Source organism: Pseudophaeobacter profundi, from assembly GCF_029697505.1.
GTDB lineage: Bacteria > Pseudomonadota > Alphaproteobacteria > Rhodobacterales > Rhodobacteraceae > Pseudophaeobacter > Pseudophaeobacter profundi.
The window spans coordinates 26,158-48,603 of the sequence record NZ_JARJEF010000012.1 but is presented as its reverse complement, the minus strand read 5'-3'; the positions used below and the strand labels follow the sequence as shown (position 1 = coordinate 48,603).

The window sequence follows — 22,446 nt, the reverse complement described above, 5'->3', positions numbered from 1 at the left end:
CCCCCTATCCGAAAGTACAAAAAGCTTTAGCCTTTTTTGAACACTTCACGGCCCAAAAGCTCGGCGATCTGTACCGCATTCAGCGCAGCACCCTTGCGCAGGTTGTCGCTGACACACCACAGATTCAAGCCGTTATCGATGGTGGAATCCTGACGTATGCGGCTGATAAACGTGGCAAAATCGCCAGCGCATTCAACCGGCGTCACATAGCCACCGTCTTCGCGCTTGTCGATCACCATGACGCCGGGTGCCTCGCGCAGGATGTCGCGGGCCTCGTCTTCATCAAGGAAATCTTCTGTTTCAATATTGATCGATTCCGAATGGCCGACAAAGACCGGGACTCGCACGCAGGTGGCTGTGACCTTGATGGATTTGTCGATAATCTTCTTGGTTTCGGCAACCATTTTCCACTCTTCCTTGGTGGAACCATCATCCAGGAAGACGTCAATGTGGGGAATCACATTGAAGGCGATCTGCTTGGGGTAAACCTTTGGCGGCACGTCCTTGGTCGGGTTGTAAATTGCCTTGGTCTGCTCCCAGAGCTCGTCGATCGCCTCTTTGCCAGAGCCGGATACCGACTGGTAGGTCGAGACCACGACGCGTTTGATCTTAGCCCGGTCATGCAGGGGCTTCAGCGCCACAACCATCTGCGCGGTTGAACAGTTTGGGTTGGCGATGATGTTCTTCTTGGCATAGCCATGGATCGCCTCGGGGTTTACCTCTGGCACGATCAGCGGCACATCCGCGTCATAGCGATACAGCGACGAGTTATCGATCACCACGCAGCCCGCCTTGGCGGCCTTGGGGGCGTAAATCTTTGTCGCGTCCGAGCCAACGGCAAACAGCGCCATGTCCCAGCCGGTGAAATCAAAGGTGTCGAGATCCTGCGTTTTCAACGTCTTCTCGCCGAACGTCACCTCGGTTCCCAGCGATTTACGGCTGGCCAGAACGGCAACCTCATCCGTAGGGAACTGGCGCTCAGCCAGGATGTTCAACATTTCGCGGCCCACATTGCCTGTGGCTCCAACGACGACGACGCGATAACCCATATCGTTTCTCCAGTATCACCCGGCCTTATGGCCGGCTGGGGTCTCTTATAGGCAAACGCCTTGCAAATAAAGGGCCGCTCACTCCATGCTGTCGCGGCTGAACAGATAAATTACGCATCCCAGCAACAGCGCGAGGGCAAAAAAGCCGAAAATCGCCAGATAGGGCGCTGCCGGGTCTGCCCCCATGGACAGATCGGCGTGTATCCGCCCCGAGACAAACTGCATGATTCCCACGCCGCCAATGCCAAAAAAGTTGAGAAGCGTAACCCCGCGCCCCACCAGATGCGGCGGCACGAAGGCGCGGCCATGGGCGATGATCACCGGGAAAGAACCGCCCAGAAACCCGACCAGCGCCAGCACCACAACGGGAATCCAGACCGCAGCCCCATCCACTGCAATCAGCGCCCCCAGTGCCAGAACCGCCAGCGCATTGCCGCTAAAAATCACCCATTTACGGCTGCCAAACATCCGATCCAACGGCCCATAGACAAAGGTGCCCGCCACCATGGCGATGCCCATGACCAGTGCCGCCAGCCCGATCTCTCCGGTATCCAGACCGTAGACATCGCTAAGGTAGGGACCAATCCACAGCCCCCGCAGCGCCCCCGAGGGCGCGTAACAGACAAACATCAGCGGGAAGATCGCCCAGAGAACCGGCATTTTCAGCAGATCCAGCACCGAACCCTTGTGGTCGCCTTCAGGTGCAGCCGGATCCTGAACCGTCAGGAAAATACCTGCAGCTACCAGCCAGGAGGCCAGCGCCAGCCCCCAAAGCGTCGCCCGCCAGCCAAGGTGCTCTACCGCAAAGGCCGTCGGATAAGAAGCCACCAGATTGCCGACCGATCCCATGCCCAGCATCAAGGCCGCCAAGGTGGCAAAGCGGGCCACTGGGTACTGGCGGGCAAAGATGTAATATGACGCCATCAACACGGGCGAGCAGCCAATCCCGATAAAGAACATCGCCATGCTGACATGAAAGGGGCTGCTTGCCAGCGCAAAGACCGCCGCACCGCCCGCGCCGCCCAGAAACAACAACCAAGAGGCCGTACGCCTGGGGCCAATCTTGTCCAGCGCCCAGCCCACCGGCAGCTGCATGGCGGCGAAGGACAGGAACCACATGCCCGAGGCATCCGCCAAATCAGCAGGCGTGGCGCCAATGTCCTGCCCCAGCACCGTGGTCAGAACACCAAGAAAGGCGCGGAAAAACTGGCTCAGCACATAGGCCAGGCACAACATGATCAATCCAGCCTGCATTTGCGGCGCTCCCTTTCTTGCGGTCAAAGCACTGCGCCCCATCACGGGATCTTGTAAGGGGGACAGAAAGAGGAGCTTGCATGTTTGGTGCACCGACACAATTGTTTATAGATCAAATGGTTCAGCCTATGTTGCTGACAAGCAGCCCGGCCTGACCTTCCGACAGGGGCCGCGATAAAGAGAGAGTGGCCCCATGACAAAACCCGACGGTTTTTATGACGCGCTCCCCCGGCAGCCACGCTTTGCCAATCTGGCCCAGCCCACCGCCTTTACGCCGCTGCCGGATGATTGGGTGATCTGTTGCAGCGATATCGTCGATTCCACCGGTCTTATTGCGGCCGGCCGGTACAAGACCGTCAATATGATTGCTGCCGCAGTGATTGCTGCCCTGCAAAATGCCGTTGAAGGGGCCGCGTTTCCCTTTGTCTTTGGCGGTGATGGCACCTCGTTTGCGGTCCCTGCCGCGCAGGCGGATACCTCCCGGCGCATCCTCGTGCGCCTGCGCAACTGGGTCCAGCAAGAGTTTGGCATCGCCTTGCGGGTGGCCGCCATTCCGCTGGCCAAGGTCCGTGCCCAGGGGCTGGATGTCACCGTCGCCCGCCACGCGGTGTCAGATCATGCGGATTACGCCATGTTTTCCGGCGGTGGCCTCGCCTGGGCCGAGGCCGAGATGAAACAGGGCCGCTTCATGCTGGCCGACAGCGACGATCACACCCCGCCAGACCTGACAGGATTGTCCTGCCGCTGGAACACGATTCCAGCCCGCAACGGTTTGATCCTGTCGCTGGTGATGCTACCCGGTCCACTGGCCAGCGCAGCGCGTTTTGCCGAGATAACCGCCGAGATCCTCGCCCTTACGGCCAAGCTGGCGCGTGGGGGGCATCCCGTCCCGGTGGAAGGCCCCGGCATGAACCTGCTGCCCCCCGATCTCATGCTTGAAACCAAGCTAACCCATGGCAGCCGGTCGCTCTGGAAAAGCCAGCTGGCGCTGTTGGGCTCGGCGCTGCTGGCAAGCCTGTTGTTTCGCCGCAACAAACCCACCGGACAGTTCAACCCCACCCGCTACAAAGCAACGATGAGCGCCAATGCCGATTATCGCAAATTCGACGATGGGCTGAAGATGACCCTCGACTGCACCCCCGAGATCCGCGATCAGATCACCGCCATTCTGTACCGCGCGCAGGCCGCGCAAGAGGTGCGCTTTGGCCTGCATAGCCAACAGGAAGCCCGCCTGACCTGCATCGTGCCCTCGGCAAGCCGCGACGATCATGTGCATTTTGTCGATGGCAGCGCCGGTGGATATACCCGCGCTGCCAAAAACATGGGTAAAACTATAGGCAAATAAGCGCGATTCCTGCCCGCCCGGCAGGACCGGGGGGCAAGGCAGCAGAGATCAGACTTTTTTGAAGTGACCCGTCGCAGGGTCATAACATTCCAGCCCGCCTTCGCCGATGTCAGTCCATAGCCCATGCAGGCTAAGACCGCCGCCTTTGACCGCGTCGTCAACAAAAGGAAAACTCATCAGGTTTTCCAGCGAGGCCACAACCGCCTGGCGTTCAAATTGCCGGGCCTGGTGGTCTTCATCTTCGATTTCCGCCACCAGCTCGAACTTGGGTTTGAGGATATCCATCCAGCGCCCGACAAAGCTCTCCTTGGCTTCCAACATCGGCGCATGGCCTTTGCACATGTCGATACAGCCCTGCACACCGCCACACTGCGAATGACCCAAGACAATAAGATGCGACACTTTCAACACAGTTACAGCATATTCCACCGTCGCACTGGTGCCGTGGTGATCGCCATCGGGCGCATAGGGCGGCACCAGATTGGCAATATTGCGGTGAATAAAGAACTCTCCCTGGTCGGCCCCGAAGATAGAGGTCACGTGAACCCGGCTATCACAACAGGAAATCACCATGGCGCGCGGCCGCTGGCCTTCCGTAGCCAGACGGCGATACCAGCCCTGGTTTTCCTTGTACGATGTGGCCTTCCAGCCATGATAACGCTTGACCAGATAACTGGGTAGAGGTTTGGCAAATTCCATAAGAAGCATCCCCTGGTGTGAGTGTTAGCCGGGTTATTATCCTGCATTGTTAGCAAATTCGAGCGATTTGAACAGGCGGGCGGAAACCTTTTGACAACCACTCAGCGTCAAATTGGCTGCGTGCCGTGGGGGTACATTAAATTTAGGGTGAATGTGGTGGCTAATATACTCACTGTCATGCAGGCAGAAAACGTAAAGCTGGATCCAGACAAACTTGGTACGCTTTATGCACAATTGGGCGAAGCAGGAGCGGAAGACGTCGTCTGCCGCGCCATCGAGGAACTCGCAGTGCGCCTGACGCATTGCGAACGCCTGTGGCGGCAAGACGACATGGTTGATCTGCGCAAAAATGCACGGTCCCTTATTGCAATCGCAGATCAGATCGGCATGAGCGCAATGGCGTCGATTGCGCGCGATGTCACACTTGCGATTGATAGCAAAGATCCACCAGCGGTGGCGGCGATTCTGTTCCGCCTGCTGCGAGTCGGAGAACGCTCTTTGACCGCTGTCTGGGATCAGCAGGACCTCTCGGTCTAGATAGCTCTGCACAACTGTGCAGCAGCCAAGCCGCCACGGTGACCAGATCGGTTCCGGGCGGCTTTGACTTGTTGCGCTGCCTGGCCGCAGCTCTGGGGCGCCAGTTGGGAAATCTATTTCGACAAACAACTGCCAGGGCTTGCAGGCAGCTGGGGGACAGATACTCTGATGGCTCTTGACGCCCAACCGGAGTATCCCCATGGCCCCTCGCTTTGCCCCAGCCACTGCAACTGACGTTCCGCTTTATTTGATTGCGCAGGACCAGCTGCAAGACTGGCTGGCGGATCAGCCAGAGACGATGCAAACATGGGTCACGCAAAATGGCTTTACCGGCGCATATGGCCAGGCGCTCTTGGTGCCCGGCCTGCTGGCACGGGGACCAGAGGGCGCAGATCCCGCTGCGACTGTGGCGCTAGCGGGCTACGGCACAGAGATACTGCGCGCCCGCAAGCGATTCACCCTGGCCGCCGCTGCGGAAAAACTACCCGCTGGCAGCTATCAGCTGATCCATAGTAGCGGGAAAACTGCGCTTCTGTCGCCGGATCAGCTGGCCGCTGAATGCCTTGGCTGGTTGCTGGCCCAGTATCGTTTCACCCGCTACAAAAAAGCCGCCGCAATGGGGGCCAAGCTGGTCGCGCCCGAAGGTCTGGATGCCCGCGCCGTCGAAAACCTGGCAGCGGCAGAGTTCCTGACCCGCGACCTGATCAACACCCCTGCCGCCGACATGGGGCCTGCCCAACTGGAACAGGCCGTTGAGGCCCTGGCCGCCGAATTTGACGCCTCGGTCGGGGTGATCGTGGGCGATGACCTGCTAGAGGCCAATCTGCCGCTGATCCACAGCGTCGGGCGCGCCGCCGAACAGGCTCCACGCCTGATTGACCTGCGCTGGGGCAGCAGCGGCCCAAGCCTGACGCTGGTGGGCAAGGGGGTCTGCTTTGATACTGGCGGGCTGAACCTCAAACCCGGCGCCAGCATGGGGCTGATGAAAAAAGACATGGGCGGCGCGGCCAATGTGTTGGGGCTGGCTCGGATGATCATGTCTGCCGGGATAGAACTGCAACTGCGGGTCCTGATTCCCGCAGTCGAGAATTCCGTTGCGGGCAACGCCTTTCGCCCCGGAGATGTGCTGACCTCGCGCAGTGGGCTGACCGTTGAAATCAACAATACCGACGCCGAGGGCCGCCTGGTGCTGGCTGACGCGTTGACCCTGGCCGAGGAAGGCGCCCCCGATCTGATCATATCCATGGCGACGCTGACCGGCGCGGCGCGGGTTGCCGTGGGGCCGGATCTGGCACCGTTTTACACCGATCAAGACGATGATGCCGGGGCCCTGGCCGCCGCTGCGGTGCCGCAGGCGGATCCGGTCTGGCGGATGCCCTTTCATACCCCCTACGAGAGCATGATCGAACCCGCCATTGCCGATCTCGACAATGCGCCCGCGGGTGGATTCGCCGGCTCAATCACCGCCGCCCTATTCCTGCGCCGCTTTGCCGCTGACAGCCGCTATATGCATTTTGACATCTACGGCTGGATGCCCAGCGCCGCCCCCGGTTGCCCCAAGGGCGGCATTGGCCAGGGCGGGCGGGCGCTGTTTGCCGCCCTGCCCGCCCTGCTGGAGCTGTAATCGCAATGACCGCCAACACCGCCCGTATTGCCCTGCCGGTTGTCGATCTCCTGCGGGCCCCCGCAGGCCCGCGAGAGCGCCAGTTATTGTACGGCGAGACTGTCACGGTTTTGCAGCAAGACACCGACTGGGCCCAGGTGCGCGCGGCCAAAGATGGCTACACTGGTTTTCTGCCATGCTCGGCCCTGGCCCCCGCGCAACAGGCCAGCCACTGGATCAGCACCCCGGCCAGCCACGTCTATTCCCAGGCCGATTTCAAATCCCGTGACACGGCGACACTGAGTTTTGCCAGCCAGCTTCGGGTTTCGGGGTTCACAGGACGGTTTGCCATCACCGATCAGGGCTTTGTGCCAAAGGTGCATCTGACGCCGCTTGGCCAGTATCTGGACGATCCGGTAGCGGTGGCCAAGAGCTTCCTTGGCACCCCCTATCTATGGGGCGGTAACAGCCGCTTTGGCATTGACTGTTCGGGGCTGGTGCAAATTGCCTGCCTGGCCTGTGCCATCCCCTGCCCTGGTGACAGCACCCCACAAGAGCATGCTCTCGGCCACATCTTGCCGGAGGGGAGCGCCTATCAGCGCGGCGATCTGTTGTTCTGGAAGGGGCATGTGGCCTGGGTTCATGACCCCGACACGCTGCTGCATGCCAATGTGCATGCGATGGCCGTGGCGCTGGAACCGCTCCAGGTGGCGATCCAGCGCATTGCCGACCAGGGCGACGGCCCCGTCACCGCACATAAACGACTGTGACCCCCGCAGCGTAAACTCTGGGCCAAGACTTACTGCCGGGGGGGCAGAGCCTATTTGACGGCGCGGATCAGCTTGCGTTCCAGCACCCGCAGCACTGATTTCAAATCGCTGCCGCGTTTCAAGATCTGGCCGTCCATGCCCACCACAGCATATTGCCCCTGCCGATTGCGCAGCTTGGGCTGTTTCTCAATCCGGTACAGCGGATGTTCGGCGGTGCGGCGAAAGATCGAAAAAACGGCCAGGTCGCGCAGGCAGGAAATGCCGTAGTCGCGCCATTCTCCGGCAGCAACCATACGGCCATAGAGCGACAGGATCACCGACATCTCGCGCCGATCAAAGGCCACCTGTTGCGGTATCACAGCCCCCTGAGAGGGCGGAGTTTTCTCTATGCTCATACCCAAGATTCACCGCAACAGCTGCATAAATCAAGATCTTTCGCACCTGGCTTGATCCCCCCAGCACCAAACCGCGCGTTTTTTGCTGCGGCTTGCCCTTTGGGCTACAATATTTAACTCGGAAATAACCCGGCTGTCGGAAACTATGCCAGCAGGCCCGCGCCGACCACCTACTCTGGTCAGGACCCCGTCTTTGGCCGCGCACCCAATAGGGAGAGACCACAATGACTGCTCCTTCACCGCGCCCGTTAGGCGCAAGCAGGCTGGCGCTCCGGCCATTAGCAGGTCTCGTCTCTGGTCTGGCGCTTTGCCTGCTCATGCTTGGGGCCGATCTGAACGCAGGCAGCGCGATCATCACCGACAAGCATGTCCGCGATCGCCTGACCCTGATGCAGGGCCAGAAAGCCGCCCTGACCACCCTGGGCGATATGGTCGCCGGGCGCCGCATCTTTAACGCCACCCAAGCCAGAGCAGCCCGACGATCCCTGATCGGCAGCACCCGCAAGATCACCAAACGGTTCAAGAAACAGCGGATGGAGCCGAATTCGCACGCACGCCCCGAGATCTGGGGCCGCTGGCAGGATTTCACGCAGCGCGCCGAGACCGCCCAGATAGCAGCAAAAGAACTGAACGCCGGTTCATTGAACGGGCTGCGCCGCAGTATTCCGGCAATGATGCAGGCCTGCCATAGCTGCCACCAATCCTATCGTCGGACCCCAAATCAGGCGGTGACACACTAAAGCGTTTCGCGTTGAACCCAAATCACCCAACACGGCCTGAAATAAAATATTTCAACCTTTTAGCTGATGAATGATGTCGCAAGCCACAGACGTCAATCAGGTGTTGCGCGCCCCATAGCGGGCCAGAAAGGTATCAACGGCCCCCTCGATCACCCGGCTGCGCTCTGCCTCGGAAAAGCTGCTGTCGATCTTGAACAGCAACCGTGGCACCAGATCGGCGCGGCACAGCTCGGCGAATTGATCCGCTGCCAGGTCAAAATCCTCAATCTCCAGCTCACCTTTGGCAGTGGCGCTGCACAGGTAATCGCGGATTTTCCCCCGTACGAGCATCGGACCACTTTCGTAGAACTGGCGCCCCAGATCGGGAAAGCGGTCGGCTTCGGCCACGCAGATGCGAAACATCCCGAGGCCAAAATCCGACAGGCTAACCGACAGGATATGCCGCGCAGCGAGGCACAGAATTTCGCGCGCAGGGCGGCTGCAGGTTGCCAGATCCATTGGCGCATCCGCCTGGCGGGCGCACTCACTGCGCGCCACCTCCATGAACAGCAATCGCTTGTCGGGAAAATAATTGTACAGCGTCGCCTTGGACACCCCCGCCACGCGGGCGATATCGTCGACGCTGGCGCCTTCAAATCCATCGGCCAGAAACACCTCACGCGCGCCGCGCAGCACCTGATCAAATTTGCGTCCCGTTCGCAGGATACTGGCGTGTTCGTTCATGGCTGACCTCAAGGCGCTGGCAGGAATGCCCCCATTCTAGACGACAGCGGTGCGGGTCAACAACTCTTCTATAGCAAGACCCCACAAAGCAAGCTGACGCCATATGACGCGCTTTCCGCTTTGCCTTTGCAACCAGATCCGCTACCACTTCGAAAATGGTCGATATTTTCTTTAGAACACTCCCCTTCTTTGCAATAATTGGCCTGGGTTACTGGGCTGGACGCACGCGATTTTTTAGTGAAGAAGCCACCGCCTATCTGACCAAATTCGTCTTTTTCTTCCCCCTGTCGGCGATGATTTTCCGCTTTTCCGCCAATCTCTCCTTCGGCGAGATTTTTGACCTGGATCTGGTACTGGCCTATTTGGCGGGCACCATGGCGGTCTATTTGATTGTCACCCTTGTCGCGATGCTGCGGCGACTGGATATGCCAACCACCGCCGTCGAAGCGCAATGCGCCGCGATTGGCAATGTCGGCTTTCTGGGGTTGCCGATGATGTCGATGCTGTTCGGAGAGGCCTCGGTCGGGCCGATGATGGTGGTTCTCAGTATTGACCTGGTCGTGTTTTCCTCGCTGATCGTGATTTTGATCAACATCGGTCAACGCAAGGCGCAAAGCGCGAGCCAGATGGACGGTTCGGCCAGCGGTCTTGGGCTGGCGACAGTGAAACTGGTCCTGCTAGGGCTGCTGCGCAATCCGATGATCCTGGCGATCTGTGCCGGGCTGGCATGGTCTGCCGCTGAAATCCCGATTCCAGCGCCGATGAATGATTTTCTGTCGATCCTTGGCGGTGCGGCCACCCCCGGAGCACTGTTTGCGATAGGCGCTTCGCTGGCGTCGAAATCGGCGGAACGGATGCAGATTGCTGGCTGGATCAGCTTTGCCAAGCTGGTGCTGCACCCTCTTTGTGTTGCGATCTGCATGCTTTACCTCTTTCCGGTTGCCAGCTTTGCCGCCACGGTTGCCATTGCCGCGGCCTCCCTGCCGGTGGCAGGCAATGTCTATATGCTGGCCCAGCACTATGGGGTTGCGCCGCATCGGGCCTCGGCGGCGATCTTGATTTCAACCATTGCCTCTATTGTGACCGTTCCCATGGTCATTGCCTGGGTTTCGCTGCCCTAGCGCAGTTTTGCGGTCAGACTTCAAGGTTTTGTAACGCAAATGGCGCAAAAACAGGCGCAGCCGCCGCGGCTGCACTGGACCCGCGCGCCTGCGACAGGTAGCGATAAGTCAACCAAAACACAGGAGCCCGCCATGGAAACCCTTTCGCAAAACAAGGCCTTTGGGGGCCAGCAGGGCGTCTATCGCCACAATAGCAGCGTTACCAACTGCGATATGACATTTGGCCTGTTTCTGCCCGAAGAGGCCCGCGATGGACCGGTGCCGATCTTGTGGTATCTTTCCGGGCTGACCTGCACCCATGAAAACGCCATGACCAAAGCCGGGGCGCAGGCCTGGTGCGCCGAACAGGGCATCGCCATCGTCTTTCCCGACACCAGCCCGCGTGGCGAAGGCGTCGCCGATGACGAGGCCTATGATCTGGGCCAGGGCGCGGGCTTCTATGTCAATGCCACCCAGGCCCCCTGGGCCGCGCATTACCAGATGTGGGACTATATCGCCGAAGAGCTGCCCGCCGTTCTGGCGGAAAACTTCGCCATTGATCTGAACCGCCAGGCCATCACCGGCCATTCCATGGGCGGCCATGGCGCGCTGACCCTGGCGATGGGCCTGCCGGGGCGCTTCCGCTCGGTTTCCGCCTTTGCGCCGATCTGCAACCCAACCGGGGCCGATTGGGGACGCAAGCAGCTTGGCGCCTATCTGGGCAGCGATGAAACCACCTGGGCCAAACATGACGCCACGCTGATGATGCGCGACACTGGCTTTGACGGGCCGGTACTGGTGGATACCGGCACCAATGATCAATTCATCGACCTGCTGCGCCCCGAAGCCCTGGCAGCCGCGCTGGCCGAACAGCGGCAAGAGGCCACCCTGCGCCTGCAACCTGGCTATGACCACAGCTATTTCTTTGTTTCCAGCTTCATGGAAGACCATGTCACCTTCCACGCCGAAGCCCTGTATCGGGATTGACCTATGACAGATATGCCCAAGACTGAATTCGACTACGACCTGGTGATCATCGGCTCTGGACCTGCGGGGCGCACTGCAGCCATTCAGGCCGGCAAACTGAAACGCCGGGTGTTGGTGGTGGATCGCAAAGATCGGCTGGGCGGGGTCTCGGTGCATACCGGTACCATCCCCTCCAAAACTCTGCGCGAAACCGTACTGAATCTGTCGGGCTGGCGTGAGCGCAGCTTCTACGGGCGCTCCTACCGGGTGAAGGACGAAATCCAGGCCGACGACCTGAAGGCGCGGCTGCATATGACCCTCGACCACGAAGTCGATGTGCTGGAGCACCAGTTCAACCGCAACCACATCGAAACCCTTTACGGGATGGCCAAGTTTATCGCCCCGCATGAAATCGAAGTGGCAACAGAAGCAGGCGACAGCACCCGCGTTACCGCGCGTAAATTCCTGATTGCCACCGGCAGCCGCACCTATCGCCCCGACACCGTCCCCTTTAACGGCACCACGGTGGTGGATGGCGACGAATTCCTCGAAATGGGGCAGATCCCACGCTCGCTGGTGGTGGTGGGCGCCGGGGTGATCGGTGTTGAATATGCCACCATGTTTTCGGCGCTGGATGTGCGCGTCACCCTGATCGAACCGCGCGATACATTTCTCGATTTCATCGACAGCACCCTGATCCAGGACTTTACCCACCAGATCCGCGAAAACGGCGTGGATCTGCGGCTTGGCTCTGCCATCGAACACATCGAAGACGCGGGCGGCCACGTCGAGGTCACACTGGAAAACGGCCGCCATGTCCGCGGCGAAATGCTGCTGTTTGCTGCGGGGCGCATGGGCAACACTGACCGGCTGAACCTTGCCGCTGTCGGGCTTGAAACCGACCACCGCGGCCGGCTTGAGGTGGACCGCAAAAGCTATCAGACAGCGGTGCCGCATATCTATGCCAGCGGTGATGTGATTGGCCACCCCTCGCTGGCCTCGACTTCGCTGCAGCAGGGCCGCGTTGCCGCCTGCCATGCGATGGAGGTGCCGACGGTGCCCGAAAGCCCCTGGTACCCCTATGGCATCTATTCGGTACCGGAAATGTCCACCTGCGGCATGTCCGAGGAAGAGCTGAATGAACGCGGCGTCCCCTATGAGGTGGGCATCGCGCGGTTCCGCGAAACCTCACGCGGGCATATCATGGGGCTGGAACATGGCATGCTGAAGATGCTGATCAGCCTGAAAACCCGCCGCCTGCTCGGGGTGCAGATCGTTGGCGAAGGCGCAACCGAGCTGATCCATATCGGCCAGGCGGTGATGAACCTGAAAGGCACGGTGGACTATTTTGTCCAGAACACCTTCAACTATCCCACCCTGGCCGAGGCCTATAAGATCGCCGGTCTGGATGCCTTTAACCGGATGCCCATCCCCAAAGAATTCAAGGTGCGGCGCCCCATAGAAACCCCCGCCAAAACGTCAGAAAAATCACCGGCCAAGACCACCGCCAAGACCAAGGAGAAATCCCATGGTGTCGAGGGCGGCACGCAGGCCAACACGTGAGCGCGCTTTATATCGACGCGGACGCCTGCCCGGTCAAAGAAGAAGCCGAGCGGGTCGCCAGCCGCCACAAGATCAAGATGTATGTGGTCTCCAATGGCGGCCTGCGCCCCTCGCGCAATCCGCTGGTGGAAAATATCATCGTCTCTGACGGGCCGGATGTGGCCGACATGTGGATCGCCGAACGCTGCGGCGCGGGCGATGTGGTGGTCACCGGGGATATTCCGCTGGCCGCCAAATGCATCGAGGCTGGCGCCCAGGTCCTGCGCCACAATGGCGAACGCTTTACCCCGGCCAATATCGGCCAACAACTGGCGATGCGCGACCTGATGGCAGACCTGCGCGCCGCCAACCCACTTGGCGCCGGCGGCTCTGGCAAGGGGTTCACCAAGGCGGATCGCTCGCGTTTTCTTGATGCGCTGGAACGCGAAATCCGCGCTGCCAAAGCCGCCGGATAACCTGCTGCCCCGCCTTCCACTACCCTGGCAGATCGCGGGTCAAGGAGGGCCGAAAGCCCCCGCGTCAGCGGCTTGTCCTTGAGGCGGGATCGGCCAGACATAGGCTCGATATGGCGCGTTTGAGGGCAGTTCTGCCCCTCAAACCGCTTCTCAGCAAATCCACCGTTTTGCCGCCCCGTTCCCTGTCGCCGCTTTTGCCCTGTTTTCCGCCACCGCCCCATTGCCCCGGCGCAGGTTTTGCGCGATGCATCAAGGCAGGGCACAACAGGAGGCAGAGATGAACGACAGCCTGAAGGTCAGCATCCTGGGGCTCTTGGCCGCGGCGGGCTCTGCGATTTGTTTTTCCATCATTGACGTGCTGGTCAAGTTTCTCTCGGGGGAATATCCGCTTTATCAAGTGGTTCTGCTGCGATCCGTGGTGGCAATGCCGATCCTACTCTTGATCATCGTGCCGCTAGAGGGCGGTTATCACGTCTTGCGCAGCCGCCAGCCCCGATTGCATCTGATGCGCTGCACTGCGGTAATTTTTGCCAATCTCTGTTTTTATACTGGCCTGGCCACCATGCCGATGGCCGACGCTGTGGCCATTGCATTTGCCACCCCGCTGATTGTCACCGTCTTGTCCGTCGTCCTGCTGGGCGAACGCCCCGGCCCCTGGCGCTGGGGCGCGGTTGCCGTGGGCTTTGTCGGCGTTCTGGTGATCATGCGGCCTGGTCCCGACAGTTTTCAGGCGGCAGCGCTGTTGCCACTCTTCGGCGCCTGCGGCTATGCCACACTGCACGTGCTGACCCGGCGCGCAGGCGGCGCGGATACTGCGGCGGCGCTGACCTTTTATCCTTCGCTGGCCTTTCTGCTGATCAGCGGTCTTGTTGGCTTTGCCACCGGCGATGGCCGTTTTGCAAGCGGCGACAATGCGGCAGTGGATTTCATCCTGCGGGCCTGGATCTGGCCTGCGCCGGGCGATTGGTGGGCCTTTGTCTGTCTCGGGCTGACCGCATCAATCGGCGGTTATCTAATCAGTTTTGCCTATCGCCAGTGCGAGGCCGGTCTGGTCGCGCCCTTTGAATACATCACCATGCCAATGGCGGTGATCTGGGGGATTTTGGTGTTTCAAGAATGGCCCGATCTGCCGGTCTGGATCGGAAGCGCCTTGATCATTGGAGCCGGTCTTGTTTCTGTATGGCGCGAGACCCGCAACAACCGCCCTGTCACCCGCCCGCGCCCACGCGCCGCCGGGTAGGAAAGCAACCGATATGACCATAGATGCCGTCGTTTTTGATATTGGCAAAGTGCTGATCGAATGGGACCCAGAGCGGTTCTATGATGCCCGCCTCGGGCCAGAGACCCGGCAACGCCTGTTTGCCGAAGTCCCCCTGCATGAGATGAATTTGGGGCTGGATCGCGGCGACCCCTTTCGCGAGTCAGTCTATGCCCTGGCAGCCCAACACCCTGAATGGCGAGAGGAAATCCGCCATTGGCACGACAGCTGGCTGGACTTTGCCCCGCGCGAAATCGCCCGGTCGGTACGCCTGATGCGCGCCCTGCGTGCCAGCGGCGTTCCGGTTCTGGCCCTCAGCAACTTTGGCATTGGCACCTTTGATCTGGCGCGACAGGCCTACCCGTTTCTGAATGAATTCGATCAATCCTATATCTCGGGCCATCTGGGCTGCATCAAGCCGGACCATGAAATCTATCAACATCTGGAACAGGGGGCCGGAGTGCTGCCCGAGCGCCTGCTTTTTGCCGATGACCGGCCCGAAAACATCGAGGCCGCCGCAGCGCGCGGCTGGCAGACCCATCTTTTCACCTCTCCCGACGGCTGGGCCACGCGTCTGGTCTCGGCAGGATTACTCAGCCAAGAGGACGCCCAATGAGCATTCCCTTCATCACCTTTGACGCCGGCGAAGCCTTGCTGAACTGGGTCGAATTCACCCAGGCCCTGGCCCGTGGCCACGACCTGCCCAAGGCCGAGATCGGCGATACCTTTCTCTACCGCGACCCCGACACATTGCTCAGCCGCTCGGCCTGGATTGATGGCATGGGGTTGGCGGTGAAAACCGCGAATATTTTCCCGCGCAACCCAGATACGGGCAAGCCGATGATCAATGGTTCGGTCTGTCTCTACTCTGACCTGGACGGCACGCTAGAGGCGCTGGTGGATTTCCATCTGGTGACCAAGTGGAAGACCGCAGGCGACAGCCTGCTGGGGGCATTGCGTCTGGCCAACCCCGACAGCCGCGAGGTGCTAATCGTTGGTGCCGGCACCGTGGCAGGATCCTTGATCGAAGCCTTTGGCGCCGCCTATCCGCAGGCGCAGATCCGGCTCTGCAACCGGACAGAAGCCAAGGCACAAGAGCTGGCCGCGCGCTACCCCGGCACCCAGGTAGAAAGCGATCTGGAACAGGCCGTGAAGGCAGCTGACATCATCGTGACCTCGACCATGTCTTCCTCTCCTGTGATCAAGGGCGACTGGCTGCGCCCCGGCCAGCACCTGAACATGATCGGTGCCTATCGCCCCGACATGCGCGAAGCGGATGACACTGCCCTGACACGGGCGCAGATCTATTGCGACAGCTTTGACACCACGCTGGATCACATCGGTGAATTCAAGATCCCACTCGCCGAAGGTATCATTCAGCGCAGCGACGTACTGGCGGATTTCTACGCCATTGACCAGTTTCCGGCCTTTGACCCCGCCGCGATCACCCTGTTCAAAAATGGTGGAGGCGCGCATCTGGACCTGATGACCAGCCACCATATCTTGCAGAAATGGAAAGCCCAGGGCTGAGCACAGGCGGCCAGATCAGGTCGCCGTAGCGCCTGCCTGCTCAACCGTTTGAGTTGCCGTTTCAATTGTCAGTGCTTCAGACCGCCAGCCCCTTGGGCGCGGTCTCTCGCACTGGCAGGTGCACCACTGCGCTAAAGGCGCCCACGGCAACGCCGATCCACCATACAAAGGTGTAATCGCCATAGACGTCATACATCCGCCCGCCCAGCCAGACGCCAAGGAAGCCGCCCAGCTGATGGCTGAAAAAGACGATCCCATACAGCGTTCCCATATAGCGCAGCCCATAGAGATGGGCGATCAACCCCGAGGTAAGCGGCACGGTCGCCAGCCAAAGCGACCCCATCACGATGGAAAAGACAATCACGCTAAGCGGGGTAATGGGCAGCAGGATGAAGGTGGCGGCGACAACCGTCCGTGCCGTATAGATCCCCGCCAACAGGTATTTCTTGCTGTAGCGGTTGCCCAGCCAGCCGGCAAACAGCGTCCCCCCGACATTGGCCGCCCCGATCAGGGCAATCGACACCGCCCCCAGCGCCGAGGTGGTGGTGATCCCGATACTATGCAGCGCGCCGCCCGGCAGGATCGGCCCGCACATCTCGGTTACAAAGGCCGGGAAATGCGCGGTGATAAAGGCCAGTTGATAGCCACAAGAGAAAAAACCCAGAAAGATCAGCGTAAAAGAGGGATCCTTGAATGCCTGTTTCAGGACCGTCCCCATGCTGGCCTCTAGCTGCGCCTTGCTGGCGACCTGTGGCGCGCGCATCAAGGGCAGCGTCAGGATCAGTGCCAGAACCGCGCCGGCAAAGACCAGAAACACCGATTGCCAGCTCATCAGAGACAGCAAAAACTCTGCCGTTGGGGCACCGACGATCTGCCCCGCCGATCCGGCTGCGGTGACAATCGCCAGTGACATCGACCGGTTTGCGTCAGAGCTCGCCCGGCCGACAACCGCCAGCACCACACCAAAGCCGGTGCCCGCGATGCCAAAGCCCACCAGCCATTCATAGGTCTGCATCTCAAAGGGGGTTGTGGCGCCGGCGCTCAGCACCAGACCGGCGGCATAGATGATAGCGCCCAGGATGATGGCCCGGCGATCCCCCATCTTTTCCGCCAACGCCCCAAACAGCGGCTGTCCAATGCCCCAGGCCAGGTTCTGAATGGCAATCGCCAGGGAAAATTCCGCCCTGAGCCAGCCAAATTCCTCGGCGATGGGGATCTGAAACACCCCAAATGACGCCCGCACCGCAAAGCTGGCCATTATGATAACGCAACCGACAATCAAAACCGGCGTAAACAGGGGCGCAGCGCTGCGGGACATGGATATTTCTCCTGATCAGAGGCGCGACAGTATGGGAATTGCCACCTGCGTCAAATCAAGAATTCTGTCCCTATAGTTAAGGAAAATTGATGTATAAGACTTGATGCCCGCGCCATCTGGTACACTCCATCCATTCGGGCGGCGCCACCAATGAAGAGACAGCCCAAATCTTTGGGTTGCAAGGCGCGTCAAGCCGAGAACAGCGCTGGGGTGTTTCATCTGTTGCGCCAACACAGCTTTGCGCTGCTCTGACTTTCCATCTGTGACGCCGCGCGCTATGGCTCTGGCATGACTGATCTCAGCACGCTTTACGCCCAAAAGATTGCCTCTGGCGATCTGCGCCCCGACCCCGCCCAGGAAGCCGTCCTGCCGCAGTTTGACCGCATATCGGCCGGGCTGCAGGCCGAACCGGTGAAACGCGGGTTGTTTCGTCGTGCCAGCCCAGCGCCGGCCCCCAAGGGGCTGTATCTTTGGGGCGGGGTTGGCCGGGGGAAATCCATGCTGATGGATCTCTTTGTCGACAGCCTGGGCGATATTCCGTCGCGGCGGGTACATTTCCATGCCTTCATGCAGGAAATTCACAGCAAGATGCACGCCGCCCGTCAGGATGGCGTGCAGGATACGCTGGCCCCGGTGGCGCAAGAGGTGGCTGCATCCGTGCGTCTGCTCGCCTTTGACGAGATGCAGATCTCTGACATCACCGATGCGATGATCGTTGGCCGCCTGTTCGAGGCGCTGTTTGCCGCTGATGTCTGTGTGGTGACCACCTCTAACCGATTGCCGGATGAGCTGTATAAAGACGGGCTGAACCGGCAGCTGTTCCTTCCCTTTATCGACCTCATCAAAGACAAGATGCAGGTCTGGGAAATGGTCAGCCCGGTGGATTACCGGCAGGATCGCCTGACCGGCAGCGCGGTCTATTTCACCCCTGCCGATGCCGCTGCCCGCACCAGCCTGCAAGCGATCTGGCAGGATCTGTCCGGCGGTGAAGCCGCGCCGCTGCACCTAGAGGTCAAAGGCCGCGATGTTGTGCTGCCGGCCTTTCGCAACGGGATTGCACGGGCAACGTTTTTTGATCTCTGCGGTGCCATGCTGGGGCCGGGCGATTATCTGGCCATCGCGGAAAAGGTCAAAGTACTGGTGCTGGAGAACATTCCCCGGCTCAGCCGCAGCAATTTCAACGAAGCCAAACGCTTTGTCACCCTGATTGATGCGCTTTACGAAGCCCGCGTACGGCTGATCTGTTCCGCTGCGGCAGAGCCGGAGTTTCTGTATATTGAAGGCGATGGCGCCTTCGAGTTCGAGCGCACGGCAAGCCGGTTGCGGGAGATGCAGGATCAGAACTGGGGCCAGGACGATCCCCAGGCAGATCAGTGAAACTGGTCTTTGGCGGCGTTCACATCCCGTAAAACGCCGCCACCATTTTGACCCGTCTTCTGTATTTTATGCTGTTTGAATGCGCTTATCTTCCGTTCGACTGACGCCATGAAGGCGTTTCTTTTGCAAAAAAGGCAGCGATACCTTCCTGGGTTTCCTCGGTCTCCCAGCAATCTGCAAGCGCATTGGCAGAATAGTCCGCCGCACTGGCAGGATCATCAATGCCCGCCAGCCTGCGGGACAGTTCCTTGGCCCGCGCGACAGCCCCTGGCGCGCAGGTCAAAATCGCCCTGATTTCGTCTTCGACTGCTGCATCCAGATGCTTGGCACTGCAGGAACGCGCAACCATGCCCGCCCGCATCAGAAAAGCGGTGTCGAACGGCTTGCCCGTGAAAAACACCTGCCGCGCAAAAGCTTCGCCCATGCGCCCGACAACAAACGGACCGATGGTCGCGGGGATCAGGCCCAACCGCGTTTCTGTCAAAGCAAACCGAGCAACGTCTTCAGCGACCACCACGTCACAGACCGCAACCAAGCCAATGCCACCGCCATAGGCAGCACCATGAACGCGACCAATCAGCGGCTTGGGCAGGACGTTCCAAAGACCCAGCATCGTGGCCAGGGCACCGGCCTCTTTCATCTTTCCTGCGCGATCTTTTTCCGCCTGAGCACGCATCCAGCCTAAATCACCGCCCGCGCAAAAACTGGCCCCCTCTGCGCGCAGGACCACCGCGCGTACAGTGGAATCTGCGGACAGGCTACGCGCGGCATCACTCAGTTCTGCAATCATCTGCGCATTCATTGCGTTGTGTTTGTCGGGGCGATTCAGCGTGACCTCGGCGATGCCGCGCGCGTCTGTCGTCACTCGAATTGTTTCAAAGCTCATGGTGCTACCTTTCCGTGGCCGCCCGTCGCAAGAGAGGCAACCAAGGCCTCTGCCTCCGCCAGCAGGGTGATGTCAATTCCGGTATGAAAACCGCGCTCTTCCAGAAAAGAGACAAGAGAGGTTGTCGACAGATTGCCCTTGGCTCCGGGTGCATAGGGGCATCCGCCCAAACCACCCACCGCGCTATCAAAGGTACGAAGCCCCATGTCGAGCGCGACGGAAACATTGTCGAGCGCGCGCCCGGCCGTGTCATGGAAATGACCGGCAAGCGCTTGGGCTGGTACATAATCGACAACGGCCTCTAGCATACGCAGCGTGGCATCGGGTCTGGCCCGTCCAATGGTGTCGCCCAGTGAAATTTCGTAACATCCCATTTCCCGCATCGCAAAAGCGGTGTCGCGCACGGCCACCGGATCAACCATGCCAGAGTAGGGACATTCCACCACACATGACACGTAGCCACGCAGCCGAATGCCTGCCTCTTGCGCTGCGACGGCCACGGGGGCGAAACGCTCTAAACTTTCTGCAATGGAACAATTGATGTTTTTCTGGCTGAAGGCTTCCGACGCGGAGCCAAATATCGCAACCTCATCCACACCCGCCGCTTTGGCTGCCTCGAAGCCTCTTTGGTTGGGGGTCAGAACGGCATAGTCGGTGCCGTCTGAGCGGGTAATTTGCGCCATGACCTCGGCGGCGTCGGCCAGCTGCGGCACCCATTTGGGCGACACAAAGCTGGTGGCTTCAATCTTTTCGAACCCCGCCCGCGACAGCAGGTCAATCAAAGCGATCTTGCTGGCGGTCGGAATGAAACCCGTTTCATTCTGCAAGCCATCACGGGGCCCCACTTCGTATACGCGGACATGTTCGGTCATTTTCGGCCCCTCATTCCGCGGCCAGTTCTTCGAAGTTGACCAGAACCGAGCCACCCTCAACCGGATCACCAACCGCACAAAGCACGGCTGCTACGGTGCCTGCACGTGGGGCCAACAGCGACGTTTCCATCTTCATCGCTTCCATCACCCCCAGCTTTGTGCCCTCTTCCACATGATCGCCGACGGCAACGCCCAACGCGACAATCGTCCCGGTCATGGGGGCGACGACAACATCGCTAAGATCTGCCGTCATTGCGAGACCAGACCGTGGGTCCGGCAATTCCAGATCGCGCACAACGCCGTCGCTCAGTACCGAGATCAGTAACTCTGCGTTGCGTACGGCCGTTTGCACCTGCGCCGTGATCTTTGTGTTCACATCGCCGATACGGGCCGTCATCACCGCCCCATCAATTGTCAGCCGTGACAGTTTCAACGGGGCGCTATCCTCGCCCGCAAATGACAAAGAGCCATCGCCACCCAGGGTAATACGACGCTCGATCACTTCACCTTCATAGACAAAGCGCAGCGCGTGTTGTGCCTCTCCCCAAAGCCGGAAACCGAAATCACGCGCCTTGGGGTCCAGCTTCAGCGCCGCGATGGCCGCAAAGGCAATATGTGCTTCGCTCAACGGCGCGCTTGCTGTCAGCGCTGTCAGGTCGCGCTCGATCACACCGGTGTCGAAGCTGCCGTTAACGAACCCGTCATGCTGCGCCAGGGCCGACAGGAATTCGGCATTGGTGGCAGTGCCCGCAACATGCGTTTCGCCCAGGGCGCGCAGTAACCCGTCCAGCGCATCGGCGCGCGTGGCGGCGTGGGTGATGACTTTGGCAATCATCGGATCATAGAAAGGGCTGATGCTGTCGCCACTGCGCACGCCTGAATCGTTGCGGGCATGATCGCTGAACGCCAGATGTTCCAACTTGCCGGTGGCAGGCAGGAACCCCTTTGACGGATCTTCTGCATAGAGCCGCGCCTCAAAGGCGTGACCGTTGATCTGCAACGCGTCCTGGGCCAGTGGCAGTGGCGCACCAGCAGCGACATGCAACTGCCATTCAACCAAATCCACGCCAGTGATCGCCTCGGTGACGGGGTGTTCCACCTGTAGGCGGGTGTTCATTTCCATGAACCAAAAGCCATCTTCTCGCAGCGGACCGGACCCGTCGACGATGAATTCAATGGTACCTGCGCCGCTATAGCCGATCGCCTTTGCGGCCGTCACCGCCGCCTGCGTCATGGTTTCGCGTACCTCTGGCGTCATGCCGGGGGCCGGTGCTTCCTCGATGACTTTCTGATGGCGGCGCTGCAGCGAACAGTCGCGTTCGAATAAATGCACGGCATCGCCGTGGTTATCCCCGAACACCTGAACCTCGATATGGCGCGGCGAGGTGATGAACTTTTCGATCAGCACATGCGGGTCACCAAACGAGGCCTGCCCTTCGCGCTGTGCCGAGGCCAGGGCCTCGGCAAAATCGGCCGGGTTATCCACCTTGCGCATGCCTTTGCCACCGCCGCCGGCGCGCGCCTTGATCAAGACAGGATAGCCGATTTTTTCGGCCTCGGCGGCTAGGAAGCCTGCATCCTGATTTACCCCCTGGTATCCAGGCACCACTGGCACACCAGCCTTGGTCATCAAATCCTTGGCTGCGTCTTTCAGGCCCATCGCGCGGATCGCAGCGGCAGAGGGTCCGACAAAGATCAAGCCAGCGGCATCGACGGCATCAACGAAATCGGGGTTTTCTGACAGAAACCCGTAACCGGGGTGGATCGCCTGCGCCCCGGTCGCCAGGGCAGCCTCAATAATACGGCTGCCCAGCAGATAGCTTTCGGAAACGGGCGATGGCCCGATGTGAACGGCCTCGTCAGCCATGGCAACATGCATGGCGGTCGCATCTGCATCAGAATAGACCGCAACTGTTGCGACCCCCATTCGACGGGCGGTACGGATGATGCGACAGGCGATTTCGCCACGGTTCGCGATCAGTATTTTAGAGAAGGGCTTTTTCATC

General features: G+C 60.1%; 22 protein-coding genes. 13 read left to right on the top strand and 9 right to left on the bottom strand.

Annotated elements, in window-relative coordinates; genetic code table 11:
* Nucleotides 1-26: 26 nt before the first annotated feature.
* Entirely contained in the window at nucleotides 27-1,049 is a 1,023-nt protein-coding gene (locus P2081_RS16775; RefSeq protein ID WP_278924020.1) for an aspartate-semialdehyde dehydrogenase, read from the bottom strand.
* A 78-nt stretch (nucleotides 1,050-1,127) separates the two neighbouring features.
* A complete protein-coding gene (locus P2081_RS16770; protein ID WP_278924019.1) occupies nucleotides 1,128-2,303 on the bottom strand; it encodes an MFS transporter in 1,176 nt (391 codons plus the stop codon).
* A 193-nt stretch (nucleotides 2,304-2,496) separates the two neighbouring features.
* On the opposite strand from P2081_RS16770, the gene P2081_RS16765 reads away from it, so the two are divergent.
* Nucleotides 2,497-3,648, top strand: coding sequence for a DUF3095 domain-containing protein (locus P2081_RS16765; RefSeq protein WP_278924018.1), 1,152 nt, complete (start codon nucleotides 2,497-2,499; stop codon nucleotides 3,646-3,648).
* A gap of 48 nt (nucleotides 3,649-3,696) precedes the next feature.
* Here P2081_RS16765 and P2081_RS16760 read toward each other — a convergent pair whose 3' ends face one another.
* The gene (locus P2081_RS16760; protein ID WP_278924017.1) at nucleotides 3,697-4,347 is read right to left on the bottom strand and encodes a carbonic anhydrase; all 651 of its coding nucleotides are present in this window, start codon (nucleotides 4,345-4,347) and stop codon (nucleotides 3,697-3,699) included.
* A gap of 177 nt (nucleotides 4,348-4,524) precedes the next feature.
* Here P2081_RS16760 and P2081_RS16755 point away from each other — a divergent pair, with 177 nt between their 5' ends.
* The 3 genes from P2081_RS16755 (at nucleotide 4,525) to P2081_RS16745 (ending at nucleotide 7,257) form a co-directional block, all read left to right on the top strand.
* Complete coding sequence (locus tag P2081_RS16755) at nucleotides 4,525-4,884, top strand: hypothetical protein (RefSeq protein WP_278924087.1); 360 nt, start codon at nucleotides 4,525-4,527, stop codon at nucleotides 4,882-4,884.
* 199 nt (nucleotides 4,885-5,083) lie between these two features.
* Nucleotides 5,084-6,508 carry a leucyl aminopeptidase family protein gene (locus tag P2081_RS16750; protein ID WP_278924016.1) on the top strand — a complete coding sequence of 475 codons (1,425 nt, stop codon included), beginning with the start codon at nucleotides 5,084-5,086 and terminating at the stop codon, nucleotides 6,506-6,508.
* Between the two features lie 5 nt (nucleotides 6,509-6,513).
* Nucleotides 6,514-7,257 (top strand): C40 family peptidase, encoded by a 744-nt coding sequence (locus tag P2081_RS16745; protein WP_278924015.1) that lies wholly within the window; start codon nucleotides 6,514-6,516, stop codon nucleotides 7,255-7,257.
* A 50-nt stretch (nucleotides 7,258-7,307) separates the two neighbouring features.
* On the opposite strand, the gene P2081_RS16740 is transcribed toward P2081_RS16745, so the two are convergent.
* Nucleotides 7,308-7,652 (bottom strand): DUF2794 domain-containing protein, encoded by a 345-nt coding sequence (locus P2081_RS16740; RefSeq protein ID WP_278924014.1) that lies wholly within the window; start codon nucleotides 7,650-7,652, stop codon nucleotides 7,308-7,310.
* A 224-nt stretch (nucleotides 7,653-7,876) separates the two neighbouring features.
* Between P2081_RS16740 and P2081_RS16735 the strand changes: the two genes are divergently transcribed.
* Complete coding sequence (locus tag P2081_RS16735; RefSeq protein ID WP_278924013.1) at nucleotides 7,877-8,392, top strand: c-type cytochrome; 516 nt, start codon at nucleotides 7,877-7,879, stop codon at nucleotides 8,390-8,392.
* 96 nt (nucleotides 8,393-8,488) lie between these two features.
* Here P2081_RS16735 and P2081_RS16730 read toward each other — a convergent pair whose 3' ends face one another.
* Nucleotides 8,489-9,115, bottom strand: coding sequence for a TetR/AcrR family transcriptional regulator (locus P2081_RS16730; protein ID WP_278924012.1), 627 nt, complete (start codon nucleotides 9,113-9,115; stop codon nucleotides 8,489-8,491).
* A 155-nt stretch (nucleotides 9,116-9,270) separates the two neighbouring features.
* Between P2081_RS16730 and P2081_RS16725 the strand changes: the two genes are divergently transcribed.
* From P2081_RS16725 to P2081_RS16695, 7 genes are all read left to right on the top strand, one after another.
* Entirely contained in the window at nucleotides 9,271-10,236 is a 966-nt protein-coding gene (locus P2081_RS16725) for an AEC family transporter (protein ID WP_278924011.1), read from the top strand.
* Nucleotides 10,237-10,368: 132 nt separating this feature from the next.
* The gene (gene fghA / locus P2081_RS16720) at nucleotides 10,369-11,202 is read left to right on the top strand and encodes an S-formylglutathione hydrolase (protein ID WP_278924010.1); all 834 of its coding nucleotides are present in this window, start codon (nucleotides 10,369-10,371) and stop codon (nucleotides 11,200-11,202) included.
* 3 nt (nucleotides 11,203-11,205) lie between these two features.
* The gene (gene sthA, locus P2081_RS16715) at nucleotides 11,206-12,744 is read left to right on the top strand and encodes a Si-specific NAD(P)(+) transhydrogenase (RefSeq protein WP_278924009.1); all 1,539 of its coding nucleotides are present in this window, start codon (nucleotides 11,206-11,208) and stop codon (nucleotides 12,742-12,744) included.
* Nucleotides 12,741-13,199 (top strand): YaiI/YqxD family protein, encoded by a 459-nt coding sequence (locus P2081_RS16710; RefSeq protein WP_278924008.1) that lies wholly within the window; start codon nucleotides 12,741-12,743, stop codon nucleotides 13,197-13,199. The genes sthA and P2081_RS16710 overlap by 4 nt, the downstream gene beginning before the upstream one ends.
* A gap of 277 nt (nucleotides 13,200-13,476) precedes the next feature.
* Complete coding sequence (locus P2081_RS16705) at nucleotides 13,477-14,439, top strand: DMT family transporter (RefSeq protein ID WP_278924007.1); 963 nt, start codon at nucleotides 13,477-13,479, stop codon at nucleotides 14,437-14,439.
* 13 nt (nucleotides 14,440-14,452) lie between these two features.
* Nucleotides 14,453-15,073 carry an HAD family hydrolase gene (locus P2081_RS16700; RefSeq protein WP_278924006.1) on the top strand — a complete coding sequence of 207 codons (621 nt, stop codon included), beginning with the start codon at nucleotides 14,453-14,455 and terminating at the stop codon, nucleotides 15,071-15,073.
* Complete coding sequence (locus tag P2081_RS16695; RefSeq protein WP_278924005.1) at nucleotides 15,070-15,987, top strand: ornithine cyclodeaminase family protein; 918 nt, start codon at nucleotides 15,070-15,072, stop codon at nucleotides 15,985-15,987. Before P2081_RS16700 ends, P2081_RS16695 begins: the two co-directional genes overlap by 4 nt.
* A gap of 76 nt (nucleotides 15,988-16,063) precedes the next feature.
* On the opposite strand, the gene P2081_RS16690 is transcribed toward P2081_RS16695, so the two are convergent.
* Nucleotides 16,064-17,305 (bottom strand): MFS transporter, encoded by a 1,242-nt coding sequence (locus tag P2081_RS16690; RefSeq protein ID WP_278924004.1) that lies wholly within the window; start codon nucleotides 17,303-17,305, stop codon nucleotides 16,064-16,066.
* 288 nt (nucleotides 17,306-17,593) lie between these two features.
* Here P2081_RS16690 and zapE point away from each other — a divergent pair, with 288 nt between their 5' ends.
* Complete coding sequence (zapE, locus tag P2081_RS16685; RefSeq protein ID WP_278924003.1) at nucleotides 17,594-18,682, top strand: cell division protein ZapE; 1,089 nt, start codon at nucleotides 17,594-17,596, stop codon at nucleotides 18,680-18,682.
* A gap of 85 nt (nucleotides 18,683-18,767) precedes the next feature.
* On the opposite strand, the gene P2081_RS16680 is transcribed toward zapE, so the two are convergent.
* Genes P2081_RS16680 through P2081_RS16670 form a run of 3 tightly spaced genes read right to left on the bottom strand, consistent with a single transcriptional unit; the run spans nucleotide 18,768 to nucleotide 22,445 of the window.
* Nucleotides 18,768-19,568: a crotonase/enoyl-CoA hydratase family protein gene (locus P2081_RS16680; protein WP_278924002.1), complete on the bottom strand. Its 801-nt coding sequence runs from the start codon at nucleotides 19,566-19,568 to the stop codon at nucleotides 18,768-18,770.
* Nucleotides 19,565-20,440, bottom strand: a complete 876-nt coding sequence (locus P2081_RS16675; protein WP_278924001.1) for a hydroxymethylglutaryl-CoA lyase — start codon at nucleotides 20,438-20,440, stop codon at nucleotides 19,565-19,567. Before P2081_RS16675 ends, P2081_RS16680 begins: the two co-directional genes overlap by 4 nt.
* A gap of 10 nt (nucleotides 20,441-20,450) precedes the next feature.
* Complete coding sequence (locus tag P2081_RS16670) at nucleotides 20,451-22,445, bottom strand: acetyl-CoA carboxylase biotin carboxylase subunit (protein ID WP_278924000.1); 1,995 nt, start codon at nucleotides 22,443-22,445, stop codon at nucleotides 20,451-20,453.
* Nucleotide 22,446: the final 1 nt, after the last annotated feature.

What these genes read in the sequence shown, in the direction of transcription:
- P2081_RS16690 (WP_278924004.1), bottom strand. Translation starts at nt 17,305, where the DNA reads ATGTCCCGCAGCGCTGCGCCCCTGTTTACGCCGGTTTTGATTGTCGGT.
- P2081_RS16775 (WP_278924020.1), bottom strand. Translation starts at nt 1,049, where the DNA reads ATGGGTTATCGCGTCGTCGTCGTTGGAGCCACAGGCAATGTGGGCCGC.
- P2081_RS16750 (WP_278924016.1), top strand. Translation starts at nt 5,084, where the DNA reads ATGGCCCCTCGCTTTGCCCCAGCCACTGCAACTGACGTTCCGCTTTAT.
- P2081_RS16740 (WP_278924014.1), bottom strand. Translation starts at nt 7,652, where the DNA reads ATGAGCATAGAGAAAACTCCGCCCTCTCAGGGGGCTGTGATACCGCAA.
- P2081_RS16670 (WP_278924000.1), bottom strand. Translation starts at nt 22,445, where the DNA reads ATGAAAAAGCCCTTCTCTAAAATACTGATCGCGAACCGTGGCGAAATC.
- P2081_RS16705 (WP_278924007.1), top strand. Translation starts at nt 13,477, where the DNA reads ATGAACGACAGCCTGAAGGTCAGCATCCTGGGGCTCTTGGCCGCGGCG.
- P2081_RS16760 (WP_278924017.1), bottom strand. Translation starts at nt 4,347, where the DNA reads ATGGAATTTGCCAAACCTCTACCCAGTTATCTGGTCAAGCGTTATCAT.
- P2081_RS16700 (WP_278924006.1), top strand. Translation starts at nt 14,453, where the DNA reads ATGACCATAGATGCCGTCGTTTTTGATATTGGCAAAGTGCTGATCGAA.
- P2081_RS16725 (WP_278924011.1), top strand. Translation starts at nt 9,271, where the DNA reads ATGGTCGATATTTTCTTTAGAACACTCCCCTTCTTTGCAATAATTGGC.
- P2081_RS16735 (WP_278924013.1), top strand. Translation starts at nt 7,877, where the DNA reads ATGACTGCTCCTTCACCGCGCCCGTTAGGCGCAAGCAGGCTGGCGCTC.
- P2081_RS16680 (WP_278924002.1), bottom strand. Translation starts at nt 19,568, where the DNA reads ATGAGCTTTGAAACAATTCGAGTGACGACAGACGCGCGCGGCATCGCC.
- sthA (WP_278924009.1), top strand. Translation starts at nt 11,206, where the DNA reads ATGACAGATATGCCCAAGACTGAATTCGACTACGACCTGGTGATCATC.
- P2081_RS16730 (WP_278924012.1), bottom strand. Translation starts at nt 9,115, where the DNA reads ATGAACGAACACGCCAGTATCCTGCGAACGGGACGCAAATTTGATCAG.
- P2081_RS16755 (WP_278924087.1), top strand. Translation starts at nt 4,525, where the DNA reads ATGCAGGCAGAAAACGTAAAGCTGGATCCAGACAAACTTGGTACGCTT.
- zapE (WP_278924003.1), top strand. Translation starts at nt 17,594, where the DNA reads ATGACTGATCTCAGCACGCTTTACGCCCAAAAGATTGCCTCTGGCGAT.
- P2081_RS16765 (WP_278924018.1), top strand. Translation starts at nt 2,497, where the DNA reads ATGACAAAACCCGACGGTTTTTATGACGCGCTCCCCCGGCAGCCACGC.
- P2081_RS16745 (WP_278924015.1), top strand. Translation starts at nt 6,514, where the DNA reads ATGACCGCCAACACCGCCCGTATTGCCCTGCCGGTTGTCGATCTCCTG.
- fghA (WP_278924010.1), top strand. Translation starts at nt 10,369, where the DNA reads ATGGAAACCCTTTCGCAAAACAAGGCCTTTGGGGGCCAGCAGGGCGTC.
- P2081_RS16695 (WP_278924005.1), top strand. Translation starts at nt 15,070, where the DNA reads ATGAGCATTCCCTTCATCACCTTTGACGCCGGCGAAGCCTTGCTGAAC.
- P2081_RS16770 (WP_278924019.1), bottom strand. Translation starts at nt 2,303, where the DNA reads ATGCAGGCTGGATTGATCATGTTGTGCCTGGCCTATGTGCTGAGCCAG.
- P2081_RS16675 (WP_278924001.1), bottom strand. Translation starts at nt 20,440, where the DNA reads ATGACCGAACATGTCCGCGTATACGAAGTGGGGCCCCGTGATGGCTTG.